At 67.5% G+C, this 19,521-nt stretch carries 22 protein-coding genes; 9 read left to right on the plus strand and 13 right to left on the minus strand.

Annotated features, from left to right (window positions below):
• Positions 1 to 49: 49 nt before the first annotated feature.
• Entirely contained in the window at positions 50 to 1,342 is a 1,293-nt protein-coding gene (gene purD / locus GO488_RS03380) for a phosphoribosylamine--glycine ligase (protein ID WP_162316386.1), read from the minus strand.
• Between the two features lie 89 nt (positions 1,343 to 1,431).
• Here purD and GO488_RS03385 point away from each other — a divergent pair, with 89 nt between their 5' ends.
• Entirely contained in the window at positions 1,432 to 3,624 is a 2,193-nt protein-coding gene (locus GO488_RS03385; RefSeq protein WP_162316387.1) for a thioredoxin domain-containing protein, read from the plus strand.
• A gap of 2 nt (positions 3,625 to 3,626) precedes the next feature.
• Here GO488_RS03385 and GO488_RS03390 read toward each other — a convergent pair whose 3' ends face one another.
• Positions 3,627 to 4,031: a thioredoxin family protein gene (locus GO488_RS03390; protein WP_162316388.1), complete on the minus strand. Its 405-nt coding sequence runs from the start codon at positions 4,029 to 4,031 to the stop codon at positions 3,627 to 3,629.
• Positions 4,032 to 4,040: 9 nt separating this feature from the next.
• Positions 4,041 to 4,508 carry a DUF488 domain-containing protein gene (locus GO488_RS03395; protein ID WP_162316389.1) on the minus strand — a complete coding sequence of 156 codons (468 nt, stop codon included), beginning with the start codon at positions 4,506 to 4,508 and terminating at the stop codon, positions 4,041 to 4,043.
• A 120-nt stretch (positions 4,509 to 4,628) separates the two neighbouring features.
• On the opposite strand from GO488_RS03395, the gene GO488_RS03400 reads away from it, so the two are divergent.
• Positions 4,629 to 5,540 carry a PLP-dependent cysteine synthase family protein gene (locus tag GO488_RS03400; RefSeq protein WP_162317529.1) on the plus strand — a complete coding sequence of 304 codons (912 nt, stop codon included), beginning with the start codon at positions 4,629 to 4,631 and terminating at the stop codon, positions 5,538 to 5,540.
• Between the two features lie 43 nt (positions 5,541 to 5,583).
• Here the strand turns inward: GO488_RS03400 and GO488_RS03405 are convergent, their stop codons facing one another.
• The 3 genes from GO488_RS03405 to GO488_RS03415 form a co-directional block, all read right to left on the minus strand.
• Positions 5,584 to 6,345, minus strand: coding sequence for a helix-turn-helix transcriptional regulator (locus tag GO488_RS03405; protein ID WP_162316390.1), 762 nt, complete (start codon positions 6,343 to 6,345; stop codon positions 5,584 to 5,586).
• A gap of 229 nt (positions 6,346 to 6,574) precedes the next feature.
• Entirely contained in the window at positions 6,575 to 7,108 is a 534-nt protein-coding gene (locus GO488_RS03410) for a DUF5804 family protein (RefSeq protein ID WP_162316391.1), read from the minus strand.
• Positions 7,109 to 7,135: 27 nt separating this feature from the next.
• A complete protein-coding gene (locus GO488_RS03415; RefSeq protein WP_162316392.1) occupies positions 7,136 to 8,323 on the minus strand; it encodes a tRNA sulfurtransferase in 1,188 nt (395 codons plus the stop codon).
• A gap of 223 nt (positions 8,324 to 8,546) precedes the next feature.
• Here GO488_RS03415 and GO488_RS03420 point away from each other — a divergent pair, with 223 nt between their 5' ends.
• Entirely contained in the window at positions 8,547 to 8,963 is a 417-nt protein-coding gene (locus tag GO488_RS03420; protein ID WP_162316393.1) for a hypothetical protein, read from the plus strand.
• 112 nt (positions 8,964 to 9,075) lie between these two features.
• On the opposite strand, the gene GO488_RS03425 is transcribed toward GO488_RS03420, so the two are convergent.
• Positions 9,076 to 9,573, minus strand: coding sequence for a hypothetical protein (locus GO488_RS03425; RefSeq protein ID WP_162316394.1), 498 nt, complete (start codon positions 9,571 to 9,573; stop codon positions 9,076 to 9,078).
• Positions 9,574 to 9,899: 326 nt separating this feature from the next.
• Positions 9,900 to 10,535 carry an FAD-dependent oxidoreductase gene (locus GO488_RS03430; RefSeq protein WP_162316395.1) on the minus strand — a complete coding sequence of 212 codons (636 nt, stop codon included), beginning with the start codon at positions 10,533 to 10,535 and terminating at the stop codon, positions 9,900 to 9,902.
• Positions 10,536 to 10,676: 141 nt separating this feature from the next.
• Here GO488_RS03430 and GO488_RS03435 point away from each other — a divergent pair, with 141 nt between their 5' ends.
• From GO488_RS03435 to GO488_RS03445, 3 genes are all read left to right on the plus strand, one after another.
• Positions 10,677 to 12,452, plus strand: a complete 1,776-nt coding sequence (locus GO488_RS03435; protein ID WP_162316396.1) for a 2-oxoacid:acceptor oxidoreductase subunit alpha — start codon at positions 10,677 to 10,679, stop codon at positions 12,450 to 12,452.
• Positions 12,449 to 13,312 carry a 2-oxoacid:ferredoxin oxidoreductase subunit beta gene (locus GO488_RS03440; RefSeq protein WP_162316397.1) on the plus strand — a complete coding sequence of 288 codons (864 nt, stop codon included), beginning with the start codon at positions 12,449 to 12,451 and terminating at the stop codon, positions 13,310 to 13,312. Before GO488_RS03435 ends, GO488_RS03440 begins: the two co-directional genes overlap by 4 nt.
• A 205-nt stretch (positions 13,313 to 13,517) precedes the next feature.
• Positions 13,518 to 13,760, plus strand: coding sequence for a DUF6684 family protein (locus tag GO488_RS03445; RefSeq protein ID WP_162316398.1), 243 nt, complete (start codon positions 13,518 to 13,520; stop codon positions 13,758 to 13,760).
• A 75-nt stretch (positions 13,761 to 13,835) separates the two neighbouring features.
• On the opposite strand, the gene GO488_RS03450 is transcribed toward GO488_RS03445, so the two are convergent.
• Positions 13,836 to 14,990, minus strand: coding sequence for a hypothetical protein (locus tag GO488_RS03450; RefSeq protein ID WP_162316399.1), 1,155 nt, complete (start codon positions 14,988 to 14,990; stop codon positions 13,836 to 13,838).
• Between the two features lie 118 nt (positions 14,991 to 15,108).
• Here GO488_RS03450 and GO488_RS03455 point away from each other — a divergent pair, with 118 nt between their 5' ends.
• The 3 genes from GO488_RS03455 to GO488_RS03465 all read left to right on the plus strand — a co-directional run bounded on the left by GO488_RS03455 (position 15,109) and on the right by GO488_RS03465 (position 17,659).
• A complete protein-coding gene (locus tag GO488_RS03455) occupies positions 15,109 to 16,344 on the plus strand; it encodes a digeranylgeranylglycerophospholipid reductase (protein ID WP_162316400.1) in 1,236 nt (411 codons plus the stop codon).
• A 66-nt stretch (positions 16,345 to 16,410) separates the two neighbouring features.
• On the plus strand, positions 16,411 to 17,127 hold the full coding sequence (locus GO488_RS03460; protein WP_162316401.1) for a diacylglycerol kinase catalytic domain-containing protein: 717 nt from the start codon (positions 16,411 to 16,413) through the stop codon (positions 17,125 to 17,127).
• Positions 17,128 to 17,197: 70 nt separating this feature from the next.
• On the plus strand, positions 17,198 to 17,659 hold the full coding sequence (locus GO488_RS03465; RefSeq protein ID WP_162316402.1) for a DUF7313 family protein: 462 nt from the start codon (positions 17,198 to 17,200) through the stop codon (positions 17,657 to 17,659).
• Between the two features lie 121 nt (positions 17,660 to 17,780).
• Here the strand turns inward: GO488_RS03465 and GO488_RS03470 are convergent, their stop codons facing one another.
• From GO488_RS03470 to GO488_RS03485, 4 genes are all read right to left on the minus strand, one after another.
• On the minus strand, positions 17,781 to 18,050 hold the full coding sequence (locus tag GO488_RS03470; protein ID WP_162316403.1) for a DUF7314 family protein: 270 nt from the start codon (positions 18,048 to 18,050) through the stop codon (positions 17,781 to 17,783).
• Positions 18,043 to 18,363 carry a DUF7315 family membrane protein gene (locus GO488_RS03475; protein WP_162316404.1) on the minus strand — a complete coding sequence of 107 codons (321 nt, stop codon included), beginning with the start codon at positions 18,361 to 18,363 and terminating at the stop codon, positions 18,043 to 18,045. Before GO488_RS03475 ends, GO488_RS03470 begins: the two co-directional genes overlap by 8 nt.
• A 118-nt stretch (positions 18,364 to 18,481) precedes the next feature.
• Complete coding sequence (locus GO488_RS03480) at positions 18,482 to 18,664, minus strand: hypothetical protein (protein ID WP_162316405.1); 183 nt, start codon at positions 18,662 to 18,664, stop codon at positions 18,482 to 18,484.
• Between the two features lie 64 nt (positions 18,665 to 18,728).
• Positions 18,729 to 19,499, minus strand: coding sequence for a DUF7839 domain-containing protein (locus tag GO488_RS03485; RefSeq protein ID WP_162316406.1), 771 nt, complete (start codon positions 19,497 to 19,499; stop codon positions 18,729 to 18,731).
• Positions 19,500 to 19,521 lie beyond the last annotated feature (22 nt).

A 19,521-nucleotide genomic window follows, 5' to 3' on the forward strand; every position in this document is an offset into this window, starting at 1 on the left:
GGTTATCTATCTTATATTTAGAACGGGTGAGAGAACCCTCGGGCCGTCGTCAGTCGCCGCGGATCTCGTCCATGTGGTCGATCCGCTGTTGGACGAGGTCGGGTTTGCCGATGTCGTGGCGCACCCGCAGGCCCTCGGTTCCGGCCCGTTCGAGAGCGTCTTCGGCGATCTCCTCGGCCTCGGTGATGCTGTCGGCGACGCCGACGACGGCGTAGGAACGGGAGGTCGTCGTGTAGATGCCGTCCGCTCGCTGGTCGACGCTGGCGTAGTACAGAATCGCTTCGCCGGCGTTGTCCTCGTCGATAGTGACTTTCGCCCCGGACTCGGGGTCGGTCGGGTAGCCGTCGGGGACGGCGTACTTACAGACGGTGGCCTTCGGCCGGAAGGACAGCTGCGGGAGCGACCCGTCGTCGCGGGCGGCCGTCAGCACGTCGAGGAAGTCCGTGTTCAACACCGGCAGCGTGTTCATCGCCTCGGGGTCGCCGAAGCGGGCGTTGAACTCCACGACGCGCGGGCCGGTCTCGGTCAGCATGAACTGGCCGTAGAGGACGCCCTTGTAGCCGGAGAGCGCCTCGACGGTCGCCTTGAGCACGTCGACGGCGTCGCCGTAGTCCTCCTCGGTCATGAACGGCAGTTCGAGGGTCGAATCGGAGTAACTGCCCATCCCGCCGGTGTTCGGCCCCTCGTCGCCCTCGTAGGCGCGCTTGTGGTCCTGCACCGCCGGCGTCACGCGGAGGTCGCCGTCGGCGACGAACGCCTGCACCGTGAACTCCTCGCCGACGAGGCGCTCCTCGAGCACCACGCGGTCGTAGTCCGAATCCCGGAGGTACTCCTTGGCCTCCTCGGCGGTGCACTGGTCACCGATGACGCGGACGCCCTTGCCGCCGGTGAGACCCGCGGGCTTGACCGCGAGGTCACCGTCGTACTCGTCGATGTAGTCGCAGGCGGCCTCCATGTCCTCGAACGTCTCGAAGTCCGGACAGCCGGGGATGTCGTGTTCGCGCATGAACCGGCGCTGGAACGCCTTGTCCGTCTCGATGCGGGCCTCCTGTTCCTGCGGTCCGAAGGCGTAGATGCCCTCGTCGTCCAGCGCGTCGGCGACGCCCGCCGCGAGCGGTGCCTCGGGACCGACGACAGCCAGCGTCGCCTCCACCTCGCGGGCGTAGGTCGTGACGGCCTTCGGGTTGGTGGTATCGAGCGTCTCGAAGCCTTCCGCCAGCGCGGCGATGCCCGGGTTCTTGTTCCCGGCACAGGCGTACAGGTCCGCGTCGGAGTCGGCGAGCGCGCGAGCGACGGCGTGTTCCCGGCCGCCGCCGCCCACCAGCAGCACAGTCTCGGTCATACCCGAACGCCGGATGGGCGTCACCGTAAGTATTGCTCTCTCGCGTTGCGGACGCACTCCTTTTCCCGCCGGCCGACCGAGTGGCGAGTATGAGCGACAGCGCGGATCCGACGGCTCGAAACCGTCTCGACGAGGAGGAGAGTCCGTATCTCCGCCAGCACGCCGACAACCCGGTGAACTGGCAGCCGTGGGACGAGCAAGCCCTCGACGCCGCGAAGGAGCGCGACGTGCCCATCTTCCTCTCGATCGGCTACGCGGCCTGTCACTGGTGTCACGTCATGGAGGAGGAGAGCTTCCAGGACGAGGCCATCGCGGAGACGCTGAACGAGAACTTCGTCCCCGTGAAGGTGGACCGAGAGGAGCGCCCGGACGTGGATTCGGTCTATATGAGCATCTGTCAGCAGGTCACCGGTCGCGGCGGGTGGCCGCTGTCGGCGTGGCTCACGCCCGAAGGCAAGCCGTTCTACGTCGGGACGTACTTCCCGCCCGAGGAGAAGCGCGGAACCCCCGGCTTCCACGACCTACTGCGCGACCTCTCGAACTCGTGGGCCGACCCCGACCAGCGCGGGGAGATGGAGAACCGCGCCGAGCAGTGGACCGACGCCATCGAGAGCGACTTGGAGGCGACGAGCGGACAACCCGGTGACCCCGACAAGAATATTATCGGGACGGCGGCCACCGTCGCCCACCGCGGCGCGGACCGGGACAACGGTGGGTGGGGGTCGGGCGGCCCGAAGTTCCCACAGACCGGGCGCATCCACGCGCTCTTGCGCGCCTCGGCGGACGGCGAATCGCCGTCTGACTCGGGGCTGTCGGGCGGCGACCAGCCCAGCTCGGACGACGGCGGTGACGACTACCTCGCCGTCGTCGAGGAGACGCTGAACGCGATGGCCGATCGGGGCCTCTACGACCACGTCGGCGGCGGCTTCCACCGCTACTCGACGGACCCCCAGTGGGGCGTGCCGCACTTCGAGAAGATGCTGTACGACAACGCCGAGATCCCGCGGGCCTTCCTCGCCGGGTATCAGGCTCTCGGCAACGAACGGTACGCCTCGGTCGTCCGGGAGACGTTCGAGTTCGTCCAGCGCGAACTCCAGCACGAGGACGGCGGGTTCTTCAGCACGCTCGATGCGGTGAGTCGGCCTCCCAGCGATCCCGACGGGGAGACCGAGGAAGGCGCGTTCTACGTCTGGACGCCCGAACAGGTCCGTGACGCCGTCTCCGACGAGGCCGCCGCCGAGATATTCTGCGAGTACTACGGCGTCACCGACCGCGGCAACTTCGAGGGACAGACGGTGCTGGGCGTGCGGAAACCGCTGCACGCCATCGCCGAGGAGCGCGACCTGACGGAAGAGGAGGCGACCGAGAAGCTCCGGCGGGCGTTAGACGAGGCGTTCGCCGCCCGCGAGGAGCGGCCGCGACCGGCCCGCGACGAGAAGATCCTGGCCGGCTGGAACGGGCTGATGATCTCGACGCTGGCCGAGGGCGCGATCGTCCTCGACGACGAGTACGCCGACGTGGCGACCGACGCGCTCGATTTCGTCCGCGAGCACCTCTGGGACGCCGACGCGAGGCGGCTCTCGCGCCGCTACAAGGACGGCGACGTGGCCATCGACGGCTACCTCGAGGACTACGCGTTCCTCGCTCGCGGCGCGCTGAACCTCTTCGAGGCGACGGGCGACGTGGCCCACCTCGACTTCGCGATGGACCTCGCCGACGCGATCACCGAGGCGTTCTGGGACGACGAGGCGGAGACACTCTACTTCACGCCGACCAGCGGCGAGTCCCTCGTCGCCCGCCCGCAGGAGCTCACCGACCAGTCGACGCCGTCGAGCACCGGCGTCGCCGTCTCCCTGCTGCTCTCGCTGTCGCACTTCCGGGACGACGACCGCCTCGGCGACGTGGCGGAGAAGGTCGTCCGCACGCACGCCGACCGCGTCTCCTCGAACCCGCTCCAACACGCGTCGCTGACGCTCGCGACCGACGAGTACGAACGGGGCTCGCTCGAACTCACGCTGGTCTGTGACCCGAGCGACCCGCCCGCGGAGTGGACCGAGACGCTCGCATCGACGTACGTACCGCGTCGCCTCCTCGCGTGGCGACCCGCCGACGCCGAGTCGCTCGACGCGTGGCTGGGGGCGCTCGAACTGGACGACGAACCGCCCATCTGGGCCGGCCGCGACGCCGCCGACGGCGACCCGACGGTGTACGCGTGTCGGAACTTCGCCTGTTCACCGCCGAAACACGACCTCGGCGAGGCGCTCCGGTGGGGTCAAAAGTAGCGCTACTCCTCTATCTCGTCGGTCTCTTCGAACTGGTCGGCGAGGTGAACCGCGATGGGGACCGGTTCCTCCTCGACGAATCGGGCGATCTCCTCGCCGTCGTGCTCGACGATGACGGTCGGAATCAACTCGATGCCGTACTCCTCGACTCTCGGCCCGGTCTTCGACCCGTCGTCTTCCTTCTCGACGGGGTAGTGGTGAATCCGCTCCTCGGGGACGTCCGCCGCGTCCAGCGCCGCCCCGAAGTCCGGGAGCTGCGCCCGGCAGTCCTTACACCAGTCGCCGCCCCAGATCAGGTAGTCGAACTCCTCCCTGTGCTTGCGAAGCGCGTCTACGGTGTCGTCGTAGGCGTCTTCGACCCAGACCGGATTCGGTTCGAGTGTCTCGAGTGTCCCGCTCTCGCTCATGACGGAGAATTACGTCGGCGAGTGGCTTGAATCTCCCGACTCCCGAACGTCGCCGATGCGAGAGCGCAGTCGGTCGCGGAGGATGGTGCGATGACACCGCTTGTCGTTCCCCTCGAAGCAGACGAGAGCGACGGATTCCCCGTCGAGAACCCGCTCAACGAGGGATTCGAGCGCGCTCTGTGCGGCCTCGCTCCCGTCGAGATGCGCCCGGTATCGGTCGGCGAAATCCGTCTCGTTCCAGGCCGCGTTGTGTGCGCCCTCGTCGCACAGACCTTGCATCTTCAAGTCCTCGGTGCGCTGTTTGGTCTCGGCGAGGAGGTCGCTCGGCGGGCCGAGCTCGGGGACGTTCTCGTCGACCGCCGCGTGGAACCAGCCCGTCGGCTCGCGGACGACGCCGACCAGCGTCTCCTCGCCCGAGAGGTCGGCCAGACCGTGCTGAACGGCCGCGACGTAGGTCTCGCTGACGCTCGCGCTCATACCCGAATGGAGGCACAGCCAGCGGAAAAGCCTGCCGGGACCCCCGATTCCCAGCGAGGATTCGTGACTCCACTAGGCGTTTAAGCGGTGACGGCGTATCCCGCGTCAATGCACGAATCCCTGCACGACTCCGTCCTCGGCGCGATCGGGTCGCCGCTGGTGTCGGTCACCGCGCCGGAGGGCGCGACGGTCGCGGCGAAAATCGAGTCGTTCAACCCGGGCGGGTCCGCGAAGGACCGCCCGGCGAAGTTCATGATCGAGACAGCCGAGCGAGACGGCGACCTCGAACCCGGCGACACGCTGGTCGAACCGACCAGCGGCAACACCGGCATCGGGATGGCGATGGTCGGCGCGGCGAAGGGATACGACGTCGTCCTCGTGATGCCGTCCTCGAAGTCCCCGGAGCGCCGCGAGATAATGCGGGCGTACGGTGCCGACATCGAACTTGTCGACGGCGACATCTCCGCCGCGAAGGAGCGGGCCGACGAACTCACCGACGAGAGCGGCTACGTCCAGCTGCGGCAGTTCGAGAACCCGGGCAACCCGCGGGCGCACTACGAGACGACCGGTCCCGAAGTTCTCGAACAGGTCGGCGACCGCACCGTCGACGCCCTCGTCGCCGGCGTCGGCACCGGCGGCACGATCACGGGCACCGGCCGCCGCCTCCGGGAGGCGTTCCCCGACGTCGACGTCGTCGCGGTCGAACCCGAGGACAACGCCGTCCTCTCGGGGATGGAGCCCGGAACCGGCGAGGACACCTTCCAGGGGATGGGACCGGGATTCGTCAGCGACAACCTCGACGTGGACCTACTGGACGACGTGAAGACGGTCACGCTCGACGACGCCGAGGACGAGTGCCGGCGTCTTGCCCGCGAGGAGGGCATCCTCGTCGGGCAGTCCTCGGGGGCGTCGAACCTCGCCGCGCGCGAGAAGGCCGCCGAACTGCTGGACGCGGGCGTCGAGGACCCGCTGGTCGTCACCGTCTTCTGGGACAGCGGCGAGCGCTACATGTCCACCGGCATCTTCGACTGAGATCCGTTCTGTCGACGGCTCGTCCGACTGACGACTCGTCGATCTACTCCAGCGGTCGCGCGTCGTCCTTGAACGCCTCGTAGCGGGCCTTCGCCCACTCGTTCATCGCGTCGGTGTCGTTGTTGACGACGCCGCGGACGCCGTCGTCGGTGTGGACGATGAGACCGCTCACCGTCTCGTCGGCCTTCTCTGCGACCCAGACGATGTACGGAATCTCCCGGTCCGTGACGTGAATATCGAGGTTGGCGGCCCCGGCGAACTGCTCGAAGGCGTCGGGGTACTCCGCCGAGAACACGTCCATCGCTTCCTCGGTCAACACCAGCTCCGTCTCGTCACCGTCTTCGACGAGTTCGCCGATCTCCTCGATGTAGTGCGGGAGGACCGCCGGCCCGGTCCCGTAGAGCGCCGTCGCGCCGTCCCCGAGGTCGGTCGCCGATCGGAGGGGTGCCTGCGGTGCCGCCATCGACGACTCGACGATCTCTGCGCCGTCGAGTATCTCCGGGTTCACCTCGACGTCCGACGGCAGTTCCGCGAGCACCGGCTGTGCGCGAGAGAGGGAATCGAGACGAGAGAGGAACCGCTCGTAGGCGGCCAGCGCCTCGCTGCCCGCGAAGGTCGTCACGTATCGGCTTCCTCTCCGCTCGACGAACGAATGTTCGGTGAGCGAGTCGATCGCCCGGTCGACCGTCGAGCGCGAAGTGTCGAGTTCCTCGACGAGTTCCGGTTTCGAGAGCGGCGTCGAGAGCGCGGCGAGAACGTCACGTCGCTTCGCGACCACGTCGGCGGTGTCCGGAACTGAGACCATAGCGAATGATATGTCTGAACATTGAAAAACGTTCTTTTAGAACCGACACACCGGAGCCGGACGTTCACGCTCCGGGAATTTTCCCGGGAGATTGGTATATGTGGGATGAACACGCTGGTGTAGGTGTGGGCTCGCCACTGCCCGGTGGTGAGTGTCCACCGGAGTGTCCATTCGGTCGCGACGACCGTGCCTCTGACAACGGGGGCACTCCCCATGCCTTTCGCGTCTCCTACGCGCCGAACTCGGCTTCCGTGACCCGAACGACCAGCGTCTCGTCGACCTCCCGGAGGTCGTACTCCGGAATCACGTCGCCGGTTCGGGTGAGCAACATCGGCTCGACCAGCCGCGGCGGCCGTTCCTGTGCCGGCGGTGCCGTCTCGTCGTCTCCTCCGCCAGCGTCACTCTCGGTAGCGTCTCGGTCCGTCTCCGCTTCGACGACGCCGTACACCTTGAGGAACCGGCCCGTCTCGTCGGGCGAGACCTCGTCGTCCCGGACCGCCGCCGCCAACTCCCGGGAGAGCCACTCCGTCTCGCTGATGGAGGGTTCCCTGATCAGCGCGGCGTCGACGAAGCGGACGAGATACCAGTTCAGGTCGTTGAGCAGGGCGACGGCCGCCCCGAGGCTCACCGTCTCGAGCCGGAGCGCGTTCTCGAACGGTTCCCGCAGGTCGTACGTCGCCAGCGCGTTCCGCGCGGTCTCGCGGGAGAGCAGTTCGTACCGGAGGTTCACGTCTTCGCTCCCGACGAGACAGACCTGCGTCATGGCTCATCCGTCAGCCGCCCCGGAGATTTAGCTTTCGATAGCGACGACCTCGCGCTCGCTGGCACGGTCGCGAGCGCGCTCGAACAGGTCCTCGGGTTCGGCCGCCCGGAGCGCCGACAGCGACGCGTCCGTCTCCGGGAGTTCGGGCGCGACGCGGTTACACCCGGCGTCGATGGTCGAGTCCTCGAACGTCCCGATGTCCCGCGCGAGCTCGGTTATCTCCGTCTTGTCGAGCGCGAGGTTCGGGCGGTGGACCGGCAGCGTCGCGACGGCGTCCGTGACCGCGAGGTTCGCCGCGGTCTGACTGGACTTCTGGCCGACGGCCTCGCCCGTGACGACGCCGACACAGCCCTCGTCCTCGGCGACGGCTTCGGCGGCGGCGAGCATGAATCGGCGCAGCGAGAGCATCCGAAGGTCGCCCATCTCCTCGGCCAGCGCGGCGACGACCGGCCCGGCGTCGACGACGTGGGCGTCCATCGGCTCCGTGGGGGCGTACGCGGCGAGCGTCTCGACGGTCGCCAGCGCCCGAGCTCGGTGGTCCGGGCCGCCGTAGTCGCCGAGATCGACGTACACCGGGACCACCGGACAGCCCCGCCGCATCAGTTTCCACGCAGCGACCGGCGAGTCGATGCCGCCGCTGAGGAGCGCGACGACCGGGCGCTGGGTGCCCAGCGGCATCCCGGCGGGTCCCGCCCGCTTCTCCAAGAAGACGTACGCCTCCTCGGCGCGGCACTCGACGAACAGGCGGAACTCCGGGTCCTCTAGGTCCACCGTCGGTTCGCGGCCCAGCGATTCGATGGCTCCCCACACCGCCGAACCGCCCTCCGACTCGATGTCGGTGCTGGCGAAGGGGTGGGCGTCCGCCGGGCCGGCCCGCCGCGCGTCGACGGCGAAGGACCCCCCGTCGTAGTGGGCTTCGGTGGCCGCCGACAGCGCGTCTCCGATGGCGTCGAGCGTCGGATCCACGACCGCGGCCGGCGACGCCGAGACGACGCCGAAGGTGTCCGCCGCCGCGTCCGTGACGCCCTCGGGGTCGTCCGTGTGGACGAACAGCCGATTCCGCCGCTGTTCGACGGTCCCGTCGAGGCCGCGGGCGTCGAGCATCGCCCGGAGGTTCTCCGCCAGTCTGGTCTCCATCTTCCGGCGGACCTGCTCGCTCTTGACGCCCACCTCGCCGTGGCGAACGAGGACGACGTCGGCGTCGGGCGGGTGCATACCGCTCCTTGCCGAATGGCGGATAAATGGGTGTCGTTCGGGGAGCCTCGACGCCGGTCCGAATACACCCGACAGTCCCGTCGAAATTCTCTGTCACGGAGTACGTTCACCCTCGGCGGTCAGTACAGCACTCTCACAGGTCGCCCCGTTCGGAAACCACGGGAGCGTGAAATCGCGTAGCGAAGCCACATTTTAACCCCCCATGCGGACGACAGCGCTAGAAGTGAACCAACGGACCGTCACAGTACGGGGTGAGTCGGTAGAGCAGTTATCGGCGGCGCTGTACGACGAACTGCGCCGAACCGACGAGGAACAGAACGGGAGTACGATGCAGCTGGGCGGGTCGCTGTACGGCGGTTCGAGTCAGGACGACGACGCGGCTATACAGCGGTACGAAGGCGATGGGTTCGACGTCATCGTGGTCGAGCGGTACTATCTCCGGACGAACTCGGACCTACAGACGACGATTATCGTCGAGCGAGAGGCCGCGGAGCGGGCGTCCGTGACTATCGTCGCCGGTGGCGGCGCAACTGGGCTGGGGCCGCTGAGCTGGGGTTTGGGCTCGGAATCGGCCGATACCGAAGCCGTCGTCTCCGTCCTTACGGACGTGTGTGACCGGCTGGGACTGCTGATCGAGTGAGCAGCCGCGGCATCTCCAGCGCCGTACCCGACCTACGCTCTCGGCTCACGTCTCTGTGAGCGTTTGCTCCTCTCTGAGGGTTTCACGGGACGCTACTCCTGACTGACGACGGCTACTCCGCCGCCCGGTCGCCTCGCTCCTCGCCCGGCGGGTCCGGCCGCGTGGCGGAGACGACGTTCTGGATGTAGCGCATCCCCGAAGCGATCGCCATCACGCTGTCCATCAGGGCCTGCTGTGTCGTCTCCTCGGAGTAGAGCCGATGCTCCATCTGTATCAGTTCGGCGTCCCGGAGTTCGCAGGCGTCGTCGTTCTCGTCGAGGAACGTGTAGAATCCCGGCGTCGTCGCGAGTATCGGTCCGATCCGGTCCAGTAGCTGTCCCCGCGCCTCCTCGTCCGCTAAGAGCTCTCTGGACCGGTCGGTGTCGAACGCGTTGCGTCCCACGACCCGGAGCGGCCCCTGTTCGTATTCCTTTATCAGGTGAATCGGGAGCCGGGAGAGCGTCACCTGAAGGTTGAACGCCGTCTCCGCCTCGTCCTCGGCCGTCACGCTCTGGACCGCGGTGTCGTCGAGCCACCACTGTACCTGCTCCGTGGTAACGTGTGTGGTCATAATCGGCGCTTCGAGACGAGCCCGAAAAAGCCGTCTGCCTGCAAGAGTTGCCGGCGAAGCGGTGAGTCGACTGAGGATGATCGGAAAGCCGGAGCCGCCTTCGCAAGCGAGACGGGGCTCGCTTCGAGTTCGAGAACGCGACCGAGGGTCGGCGCGTAGCCGAATAACCGAGCGCATCTGCCCGCCGTTGCTGCGGAGAGCTGCGGTGCGGTAGCGGAAACCGATACCGTACCGAACTCGCGGCGATGCCGCGAGTTCGGCCTTTTTCATGAACGTTTTTGCGGTGAGCGGTGAGCGCAGAGCGCTCACCCGAACCGCAAAAAGGTTCAGCCGAAGTTCTCGACCTTCGCCTCGTCGCTGTCGACGCCGGCGGCCTCCAGCGCGGCCATCGCGTCGTCTAAGAAGTCCGCGAAGCCGTAGACGAACACCTGCCCGCCGCCGTCGGTCGCCTCGGCGACGGCGTCGGTCAGGTCGGCGTCCTCGTCGAGTACGGTGACGAACACGCCGTCCGCTTCGAGGGCGTCCAGTCGCTCCTCGTGGATGGGGTCGTCATCGCGATAGACGAGGGCGGCCTCGTTACCCTCCTGAAGCGCGCGCTCGGCGATGCCGATCGCGGGGCCGATTCCCGGGCCGCCGGCCAGAAGGACCGCTCGCGATTCGCCCTCGTAGTAGTCGGACCCGAACGGGCCGGAGACGCGGACCTCGTCGCCGGCTTCGAGGTCCGCGAGGTGGGGCGCGACGTCGCCGTCGGGGTCGATGCCGACGGTGATCTCGAACTCGTCGGCCACGTCCGGCGAGGAGATCGTGTAGAAGCGCGACTCGTCCTCGCCGTCGACAGTGAGGGTGAGCTTGACGAACTGACCCGGTTGGGCGTCGAACTCGTCGGGCGTCTCGATGTCGATGGCGACGGAGTCCGGTCCCACCGATCGGACGGCGACGACGGAAAGTGAACGTTCGTCCATATCGACCACGTCGGACGGCGCTGACAAGGGAATTTCGATTGATTCTCCCGGCCGGTGAACATATTTATTCAGTTCCGAGTATCCCGCGCGCGGGCGCACACAGAAGCCTTTTCTTCCCCCACTTGCTACCTCTGCGATAGTATGCCAGAGGACCTCAATTGGGCCATCGGTGGGGAAGCCGGCGATGGCATCGACTCTACCGGGAAGATCTTCGCGCAGGCGCTCTCCCGGGCGGGTCGACACGTTTTCACCTCCAAGGACTTCGCCTCCAGAATCCGGGGCGGCTACACCGCCTACAAGGTTCGAACGTCGGTCGACCGCGTCGAGAGCGTCGTCGACCGACTGGACATCCTCATCGCGCTGACCGAGCGCACCATTCACGAGAACGAGGACGAACTCCACGACGACTCCGTCGTCATCTACGACGGCGAGCGCTCGACGATGCAGGACGTCGAGGTGCCCGGCGACGCCATCGCGCTGGAAGTGCCCCTGAAGCGGCTCGCCGAGGACGCCGGCGGGGCGATCATGCTCAACGTCGTCGCGCTCGGCGCGGCGTGCGAGGTGACGAACTTCCCGATCGAGAACTTAGACGAGAGCCTCCAGAAGCGCTTCGGCGACAAGGGCGAGGCCATCGTCGAGAACAACAAGGAAGCCGCCCGGATGGGCCAGGAGTACGTCCAGGAGGAGTACGACCACGACTTCGGCTACGACGTCGAGACGACCGACGAGGACTACGTCCTACTCAACGGCGACGAGGCCATCGGCATGGGCGCGATCGCCGCCGGCTGCCGGTTCTACGCCGGGTATCCCATCACACCAGCCACGGACGTGATGGAGTATCTGACGGGGCGAATCGACCAATTCGGGGGCAAGGTCGTCCAAGCGGAGGACGAGCTCTCGGCGATCAACATGGCGCTGGGCGCGGCTCGCGCGGGCGCTCGCTCGATGACCGCGACTTCGGGTCCGGGTATCGACCTGATGACCGAGACGTTCGGCCTCGTCGCCACCAGCGAGACGCCGCTGGTCATCTGTGACGTGATGCGCTCGGGTCCCTCGACGGGGATGCCGACCAAGCAGGAACAGGGCGACCTGAACATGACGCTGTACGGCGGCCACGGCGAGATCCCGCGCTTCGTCGTCGCGCCGACCACGATCTCGGAGTGCTTCTGGAAGACCGTCGAGGCGTTCAACTTGGCCGAGAAGTACCAGACGCCGGTGTTCCTGGTCTCGGACCTCGCGCTCGCGGTCACCGAGCAGACGTTCTCGCCCGATACCTTCGACATGGACGAGGTGGAGGTCGACCGCGGCAACGTCGTCGACGAGGAGGACATCGACGCGTACTTGGACGAACAGGGCCGCTTCCAGGCGCACTTCCCGGCCGCCGACGGCGTTTCGCCGCGGGCGTTCCCCGGCACCGCCGACGGCGCGCACATGACGACCGGGCTGGAACACGACGAGCTCGGCCGCCGGACCGAGGACACCGAGGTCCGCATCGAGCAGGTCGACAAGCGCCAGCGGAAGGTCGACACCGCCCGCGAGCAGGAGGAGTTCGACTATCGCGAGTACGGCGACCCCGACGCCGACACGCTGATCATCTCGTGGGGGTCGAACGAGGGGGCGATGCGCGAGGGACTCTCCTTCCTCGAGGAGGAGGGCTACGACATCCGCTTCATCTCGGTCCCGTACATCTTCCCGCGCCCGGACCTGACCGAGGAGGTCGAGGCGGCCGAGGAGGTCATCGTCGTGGAGTGTAACGCCACCGGACAGTTCGCCGACGTCATCGAACACGACGTGCTCGAGCGCGTCGAGCGCGTCAACAAGTACAACGGCGTGCGGTTCAAAGCGGACGAACTGGCGACGGAGATCAAGGAAGCGCTTGGCGACGACGCCAGCACACAGGAGGTCGAAGCAGAATGAGCTCAGACATCAGATTCACGGACTTCAAGTCCGACAAGCAACCGACGTGGTGTCCTGGCTGCGGTGACTTCGGGACGATGAACGGCATGATGAAAGCGCTGGCCGAGACGGGCAACTCCCCCGACGACACGTTCGTCGTGGCGGGGATCGGCTGTTCCGGGAAGATCGGGACGTACATGCACAGCTACGCGCTGCACGGCGTCCACGGCCGCGCCCTGCCGGTCGGTATCGGCGTGAAGATGGCCAACCCGGACCTCGAAGTGATGGTCGCGGGCGGCGACGGCGACGGCTACTCCATCGGTGCGGGCCACTTCATCCACGCAGTGCGCCGGAACGTCGACATGACCTACGTCGTCATGGACAACCGCATCTACGGCCTGACGAAGGGGCAGGCCTCGCCGACCTCGCGCGAGGACTTCGAGACGTCGACTTCGCCGGACGGCCCGAACCAGCCGCCGGTCAACCCGAAGGCGCTGGCGCTGTCGGCCGGCGCGACGTTCATCGCGCAGTCCTTCTCCTCGAACTCCCAGCGCCACGCCGAGATCGTCCAGAAGGCCATCGAGCACGACGGCTTCGGCTTCGTCAACGTCTACTCGCCGTGCGTGACGTTCAACGACGTGGACACGTACGACTACTTCCGCGACACCATCGTGGACTTAGACGAGACGGACCACGACTCGACGGACCGCGACCAGGCCAAGGACAAGATCATGGAGAGCGACAAGGAGTACATGGGCGTCCTCTACCAGGACGAGAGCTCGGTGGGCTTCGAGGAGCGCGAGGGCGTCGAGGGGTCGATGGCCGAGATCCCCGACGGCGCGCCCGACGGCGCGACGGACCTCGTCCGCGAGTTCTACTGAGACCGCCGACGTAGCGTCGATCGAGACAGATTCGACGCGCGGTTTTTCCCCCGACGGCGACGGGTAGTTCCCAGGCACGTGCAAGCCTGTCGCTTAGACGGGTGGCCGGGATACGTACGGGTATGCGACTTGCCAATCCGCACCACCCAGTGGCGTCGTGGGCAGCGACCGATCCCGTCGTCACCGCCCGGACCGGGTGACGAAGGTGTCCTTATCCGATCGTCCGAACGGGACCTGGCTCGACTTCGCGGTGAATCTCATCCCGCTGTGTATTCTCGTCGGACTCGTAGCGGTGTTCTTACCGGTCGTCCCCTGGGAGTTGAACCGCTGGCTCGTGTTCTGGGAGCGGTTCCTGGCGGTGTTCGCCGCCGTCCTGTTGCTGCTGGTGGTCGCCGTGGGAAGTCGGGTGTTCTTCGGTGGCGGCGACCCGTCCGCGAAAGAGCGTTGACGGATACCGTCGGTGTGTTCGCAAGCACGCGATCCCGCATCGGTCGCGAGTTCGCCGGACCTCGTGCGATTCTCTTCAGTGGTGGCCGGGCAACACACTCGGGTCGCCCGAGCGGTAGATGTACTCGACGGCGATGCCGGTCAGCGGCGAGTCGGCGGCCGTGGCCGACTCCTTCGCGAGGTCGAGATACTGTTCGGTGACGTCGACGACGCGGTTGTACGCCGCCTGGTCGTCGGGCGCGAGGAGGTACTCCGCGGTGACGGGCGTCAGCTGTCCCTCGGCGCGGTCGTCGGCGTAGTCGTCCACGTCGTCGAGCCACACCTGCGCGCCGATGATGGCCAGCACGATCGAGCGGGCGAACTCGTCGTCGATATCGAGCCCGGCGAGCCGGTAGAGATCGAGCATCCCGTCGTAGAGGACGCCGACGCGGGCGTACTGGGTCTTGCTGTACGGGAGCCCCTTCTCGGCGGCGGTGAAGGTGGCCGGTTCCTCCTCGTAGTCGGCGAACTTGTACTCCTCGCGGACGGCGTCGACGGCGCTCTCGTCGCCGTCCTCGGCCCGCGTCATCAGCTCGCGGAAGTGGTCGTCGCGCGCCTGATGGGCCTCGGAGTAGTCGACGGCCCACTGGTAGGCGTCGGCGACGACCGACGGCATCTCGTCTAAGAGACCGTCGAGGTGCGACTGCAGGGCGGCCTGTGCCGTCTCGGCGACGCGCCGGGGGTCGGCCGCGACGTCCGTCTCGAAGTCCTCGAACTCGTCGTCGTTGATGGCGTCGCGCATGTCGCCGTCGATCAGCGCCTCGATGGAGAGGCGGGTCATTTGCTCGGCGCGGACGACCCGCTCTCGGGGGGAGAGGTCCGGCACGTCGCCGCCGAGCGCCCCGGTCTCGACCGGTGGAACGCCGGTGGCGATTCCCTCGGTCACCGGGTCCTCGGCGGCGTCCTTGCGGGCGTCCCGGTAGACGTACCCGAGCGTCAGCGTCGCCGGGAGGATCAGTTTGGTGTCGTAGCTAAACGACACCGGGCGGCCGAACTCGGCTTCGAGGGCGGCCTCGACGCGCTCGTAGACGTCCGCGACCATCCGGTCGGTCCGGTCGTCGATCGTGGATTTGAGCGAGAGACTGCTGTAGTCGAAGACGCCGGTGTCGGCGTAGTAGCCGAGCACCGACCGGAGCGCCGTCGGGAGTCTGGGGCTATCAGCGAGTGCGCCTGCGCCTGTCTTGAGAACCATCTGTGTCTCCCCGCGTGGCAACTGCTGTGACTGGCGGCTTCTTTACCCTTTCGAGAGGCGGTTCCGAGCGCGGGGCGGAGAAAGCAAGACTGATAACCGAGACGGGAAATCCACAACCATGCGCGACCGCTTTGACGTGGTGATAGCCGGGGCTGGCCCAGCGGGCGGCCAGTGTGCCCGCGACCTGGCCGAGCGGAACTACGACGTGCTGGTGCTCGAGACGGAGTCGGAGTCGGAGTTCCCGCGTCAGAGCAACAAGTCCACCGCCGGGACGTTCCCCTCCGCGATGACCGCCTTCGCGATCCCGGACGACGTGGTGATGAACTACACGGACGACGTGGTCCTCGAATCGCCCAACAACCACTACGTCCGAGAACAGACCGGGGCGGTGCTGGAGTTCGCCGAGTTCAAGCGGTTCCTCGTCCGCGACAGCCGCGAGAAGGGCGCGACCTATCGCTTCGACTCGCGCGTCTCCGGGCCGATCGTGGAAGACGGCGAGGTCGTCGGCGTTCGCTACGACGGCGACGAGGAGGTGTACGCCGACATCGTCATCGACGCCACCGGTCCCGCCGCGCCGCTCGCGAAGGAACTCGGCGTGACCGGCCTCGAACGGGAACATCAGGCCATCGGCATCGAGTACGAGTTCGAGAACGTCGACGTGAACCACCCCGAGTACGCCGACCTGCGGGACTCGATGATGCTCAGACTCGACCACGACCTCGCGCCTGGCGGCTACTCGTGGATCTTCCACACCGGCGGCGACACGGCGAAGGTCGGCCTCTGTTACATCCAGAACGAGTCCCACAATCAGTACGCCAAGGAGGGGATGGGCATCGACGGCTACCTGGACTACTGGCTGGAGTCGGACCCGCGGTTCAAAGACGCCGAGCGAATCGAGGGCACGCAGGCTCACCGCGGGTCGGCCCACATCCAGCCGCCGAAGTCCATGAGCACGGACGGCTTCATGGCCATCGGCGACACCGTCCCCTCGATCGACCCGCTCTGGGGCGAGGGCATCCACAAGGGCATGAAGTCCGCCCGCGCCGCCGCCGCGACGGTGGACGCGGCGCTCACCCCCGAGGAACCCCAGACCGACGCGCAGACGCTCGCGGTGTACGACCGCCTGTGGCACAGCGACGTCGCGCCGAAGCAGCGCGCTCGACTGATGATGACCGAGATCCTGTATCTCGTCCCGAACGAGCGCTACGACCGGCTGATGGCCGACTTACAGGGGACGACAGAGGACACGCTCACGCAGATAAACAGCGGCGACCGGCGCGCGATCGCCGAACTCGCTCACCTCTCTGACATCCCGATGCTGGCGAAATACGCCCGCCGCCGCCTCCTCGAGTAGCGCGGTCTGCCCGAGAGCGACGGCGGTGCGGCAAGTTTTTCTCCGGCCGGCCGGGACCCTCACACGATGAGCGACAGCGTGGGCGTCCTCGGAGACGAGCCGGTCGCCGAGCGACTTCGAGAACGCGGCGTCTCCGTCGTGACGGGCGCTCCCGACGACGTTCCGGGGACCGACCGAATCGTCGCCGTCGGTCGGGCGGCGACGAGCGCCGCGGCCGCGGCCGACGCCGATCCGCTCGTGTTGCCGGTCGAAGCCGGCCGGGGCGTTCGGTCCGTCGCCCGCGACGAGGTCACGGACGCCGTCGCCGCTCTGAGCGACGCCAGCGTCGAGCGCCACCCCGTCCTGTCGGTCTCCGCGGCGGGGTCGCCGGCGGGGACGGCCCTCTTCGACGTGACGCTCGTCGCCGCCGAGGCCGCCCGCATCTCGGAGTACACCGTCACGACGCCGACGGATGCCGTCGGGCAGTTCCGCGCCGACGGAGTCACGGTGGCGACGGCAGCCGGGTCGCCGGGATACGCCCGCCGGATCGGCGGCCCGATCCTCGCCCCGACGGACACGGTCGGCGTCGCGGCACCCATCGCGCCGTTCGCGACCAACCCCGACCACTGGGTGCTCCCGCTCGCCGGCCTCTCGCTGTCGGTCGAACGGGACGAGGCGACCGTCGCGCTGTTCGTCGACGGCGACTCCGAGGGGACCGTCGCCTGCGAAGAATCGGTGAGCCTCTCCCGGGCCGGTACGCTTCGGGTCGCCGTCGTCCCGGAGAGTCGGTCACGGTTCGGCTGAGGTGGTGCAACTCCGCTACGGGTCGCGAAAATTGGAAAGACACTAATGGGTGTCGGACACAGTTCCGCGTATGCAGCCATCCGCACCCCTCTTCGGGCCACTGGACGCCGTCATGGGAAGTACCGGCCCCGGCGGGGCGCTCGTCATCGAGTACGTCCTGCTCGTGCTGGTGCTGGCCAACTTCGCGACGCGTCTGTTGGCTCACCGGCGCTACACCTCCGAGTACGACGACGAGGGCGCCGAAGGCATCGACCGCTACCCGATACACGAAGCCAGTAACGTCCTGCTGGTGCTGACGTCGTTCTACTACACGACGATTTCCCAGCACGGCGGGATCGTCATGTCGATGCTCGTCCTCGGGCTCGTCATCACCGACTTCTTCGAGTTCGAGTCCCGACTCGTCGAAGCGCGTAGAGATCTCCGCCTCGAGCGACCGAAAGGCGCGATAGTCGCCGCGCTCGTCCTCTTCATGTACGCCGCCTACCAGAGCGTGTTCTGGGTCATCAAGGGCCCCTGGTCGGCGATTATCTGAAACGCCTCGCTCGCCGTTTTCGCCGCTCCGTTCGTCCGAAGCGTCGTCGCTGCTATCGGCTGTAGTCGCCGAGCGATAGCTACCGCTCGCAGTCGCGAACGCAGAGGGGGAGAAAGACCGCTCAGGCCGACCGGTCGTTCATGTAGGAGCGCGCGTTGCTGACGAGCGGTAGCAGAACCCAGAAGGTCAGCGCGCCGATGACGGCGAACCAGAAGAAGGCGTCCATCAGGCCGAGCGCGATGGTGTCGAACACCGTGGGCTCCTCGATGGTCACTTCACCGATCAGTTGCGCGCCTTCGAAGCTCGGCGTCCGGTACCAGCCAGCGATAGTCATCCAGCCGAGACCGCCGACCATGAGGCAACCGAACCCCTTGATGAACTCGTCAGCCATTATCGGATGGTTCGTCAGCGTCGTCTTTAGACTTTCCCATCTCCGCGGTGCGGAAGCGCGTCGAGAAGGCGTACACCACGGTGCCCGCGAGGATGAGTCCGATGCCGCCGATGGCGACCGGCACGTCGATCTCCGAGGCCGGTGCCGAGGCCCGGTCGGTCGCCACGTCGACGAGGACGAACCCGCCGACGACGCAGGCGACGGCGATGAGCGTCGAGAACACCGTCACGGTCTTGTAGACGCGCAGCGGGACGACCACGTCGCGGCGGTCCTCGCCGCCGTCGGTGGTCGCGCCCGACTGGTCTTCGGTCATCGTCGCTCGGTAGGGGCGCGAGCTACTTTACTGCGGCGAGAGACGCGGACGGCGTCTCGCGCCGAGAGCTGTCTCTCCCGAGCGGAACCGGTCTCCGCCGAAGCGAGCCTCGATACCGCTACTCCTCGTCGGCCGCGCTCCGCAGCCGCTCGATCGCGGGCTCTAACCGGCGTACCACCGCGTCGGCGTCCGTGTAGCCCCGGTCGTACTCCTCGTAGGCCGTATCGGCTTCCGAGAGGAACGTCTCCACCGCGTCCGAGAGTGCCTCGGAATCAGCGTCGGCATCGTCGGTATCGGTCATACGCAGTACTCGGCCGCCGGCCCGGAAAAGCTTCCTCATACGGCCGCTCGGCCGCCGCTGGGTCTCACTGAGTTACGTCGTAGTCCACGCTCGCGTCCCGCAGCGCGTCGGTGACGCGGCCGACGGTGTCCTGCGTGGCGACGACGACGGCGTCGAGTCCCCGCGCGGCGGCGTCGGCGGCCACCTCCCCCGCCGCGAAGTACGTCGTCGGTTCGACGCCGGCGTCCCGGAGCGCGACGACCGCCTCGACGCCCGCGGCGGTGACGATAGACGCCCCCTCGCAGGCGGCCGCGATGTCCGCCGTCTCCTCGACGGGTCCCGAGCGCACGGGCGGCACCTGAACGACGCTGACGTGACCGGGGTCGAGTGCGATGACGCCCTCGAATCCGGTGACGCCGACGACCGCCCCCGCCTCGGCGCTGGTTGTCGCCACGCCCGTCGCGCCGCCGCTGTCGCCGGGCGCGGCGCGGAGCAGTCCCTCGGCGACCGAGAGCGAGACGGTCTGGCCCTCCTCGACGTCGGCCTCGGCGATGGCGGCGTCCTCCTGGACGCTTCCCAGCACGTCGTCGGTGACGTGGTCGACGAACCGGCGCACGTCGGAGGCGGACTGGAACACCCAGTCGACGCCCTCCTTCGTGACGCGGTAGCGCGAGCGTCCCTCCTTCTCGACGAGCCCCTCCTCGACCAGTTCGCGGATGTACTCGCTGACGGCCTGACTCGTCACGCCGACGGCCTCGGCGATCTCGCCCTGACTGACCGCCGGCTGGCGCTCCGCGATCTCGACGAGGATGCGAAACCGCGTCGCAGCACGCTTGTTCTCGAGGACGTCGACCATACGGGTCCCTCGGGAGCCCCCC

The organism is Haloarcula limicola (assembly GCF_010119205.1).
GTDB classification, from domain to species: domain Archaea; phylum Halobacteriota; class Halobacteria; order Halobacteriales; family Haloarculaceae; genus Haloarcula; species Haloarcula limicola.

Bases quoted from the DNA above. Each gene is read 5' to 3' on its own strand.
- GO488_RS03415 (WP_162316392.1), bottom strand. From the start codon at position 8,323: ATGCACCCGCCCGACGCCGACGTCGTCCTCGTTCGCCACGGCGAGGTG.
- GO488_RS03425 (WP_162316394.1), bottom strand. From the start codon at position 9,573: ATGACCACACACGTTACCACGGAGCAGGTACAGTGGTGGCTCGACGAC.
- GO488_RS03390 (WP_162316388.1), bottom strand. From the start codon at position 4,031: ATGAGCGAGAGCGGGACACTCGAGACACTCGAACCGAATCCGGTCTGG.
- GO488_RS03450 (WP_162316399.1), bottom strand. From the start codon at position 14,990: ATGGTTCTCAAGACAGGCGCAGGCGCACTCGCTGATAGCCCCAGACTC.
- GO488_RS03410 (WP_162316391.1), bottom strand. From the start codon at position 7,108: ATGACGCAGGTCTGTCTCGTCGGGAGCGAAGACGTGAACCTCCGGTAC.
- GO488_RS03385 (WP_162316387.1), top strand. From the start codon at position 1,432: ATGAGCGACAGCGCGGATCCGACGGCTCGAAACCGTCTCGACGAGGAG.
- GO488_RS03475 (WP_162316404.1), bottom strand. From the start codon at position 18,363: ATGACCGAAGACCAGTCGGGCGCGACCACCGACGGCGGCGAGGACCGC.
- purD (WP_162316386.1), bottom strand. From the start codon at position 1,342: ATGACCGAGACTGTGCTGCTGGTGGGCGGCGGCGGCCGGGAACACGCC.
- GO488_RS03395 (WP_162316389.1), bottom strand. From the start codon at position 4,508: ATGAGCGCGAGCGTCAGCGAGACCTACGTCGCGGCCGTTCAGCACGGT.
- GO488_RS03435 (WP_162316396.1), top strand. From the start codon at position 10,677: ATGCCAGAGGACCTCAATTGGGCCATCGGTGGGGAAGCCGGCGATGGC.
- GO488_RS03485 (WP_162316406.1), bottom strand. From the start codon at position 19,499: ATGGTCGACGTCCTCGAGAACAAGCGTGCTGCGACGCGGTTTCGCATC.
- GO488_RS03430 (WP_162316395.1), bottom strand. From the start codon at position 10,535: ATGGACGAACGTTCACTTTCCGTCGTCGCCGTCCGATCGGTGGGACCG.
- GO488_RS03470 (WP_162316403.1), bottom strand. From the start codon at position 18,050: ATGGCTGACGAGTTCATCAAGGGGTTCGGTTGCCTCATGGTCGGCGGT.
- GO488_RS03455 (WP_162316400.1), top strand. From the start codon at position 15,109: ATGCGCGACCGCTTTGACGTGGTGATAGCCGGGGCTGGCCCAGCGGGC.
- GO488_RS03460 (WP_162316401.1), top strand. From the start codon at position 16,411: ATGAGCGACAGCGTGGGCGTCCTCGGAGACGAGCCGGTCGCCGAGCGA.
- GO488_RS03480 (WP_162316405.1), bottom strand. From the start codon at position 18,664: ATGACCGATACCGACGATGCCGACGCTGATTCCGAGGCACTCTCGGAC.
- GO488_RS03465 (WP_162316402.1), top strand. From the start codon at position 17,198: ATGCAGCCATCCGCACCCCTCTTCGGGCCACTGGACGCCGTCATGGGA.
- GO488_RS03440 (WP_162316397.1), top strand. From the start codon at position 12,449: ATGAGCTCAGACATCAGATTCACGGACTTCAAGTCCGACAAGCAACCG.
- GO488_RS03405 (WP_162316390.1), bottom strand. From the start codon at position 6,345: ATGGTCTCAGTTCCGGACACCGCCGACGTGGTCGCGAAGCGACGTGAC.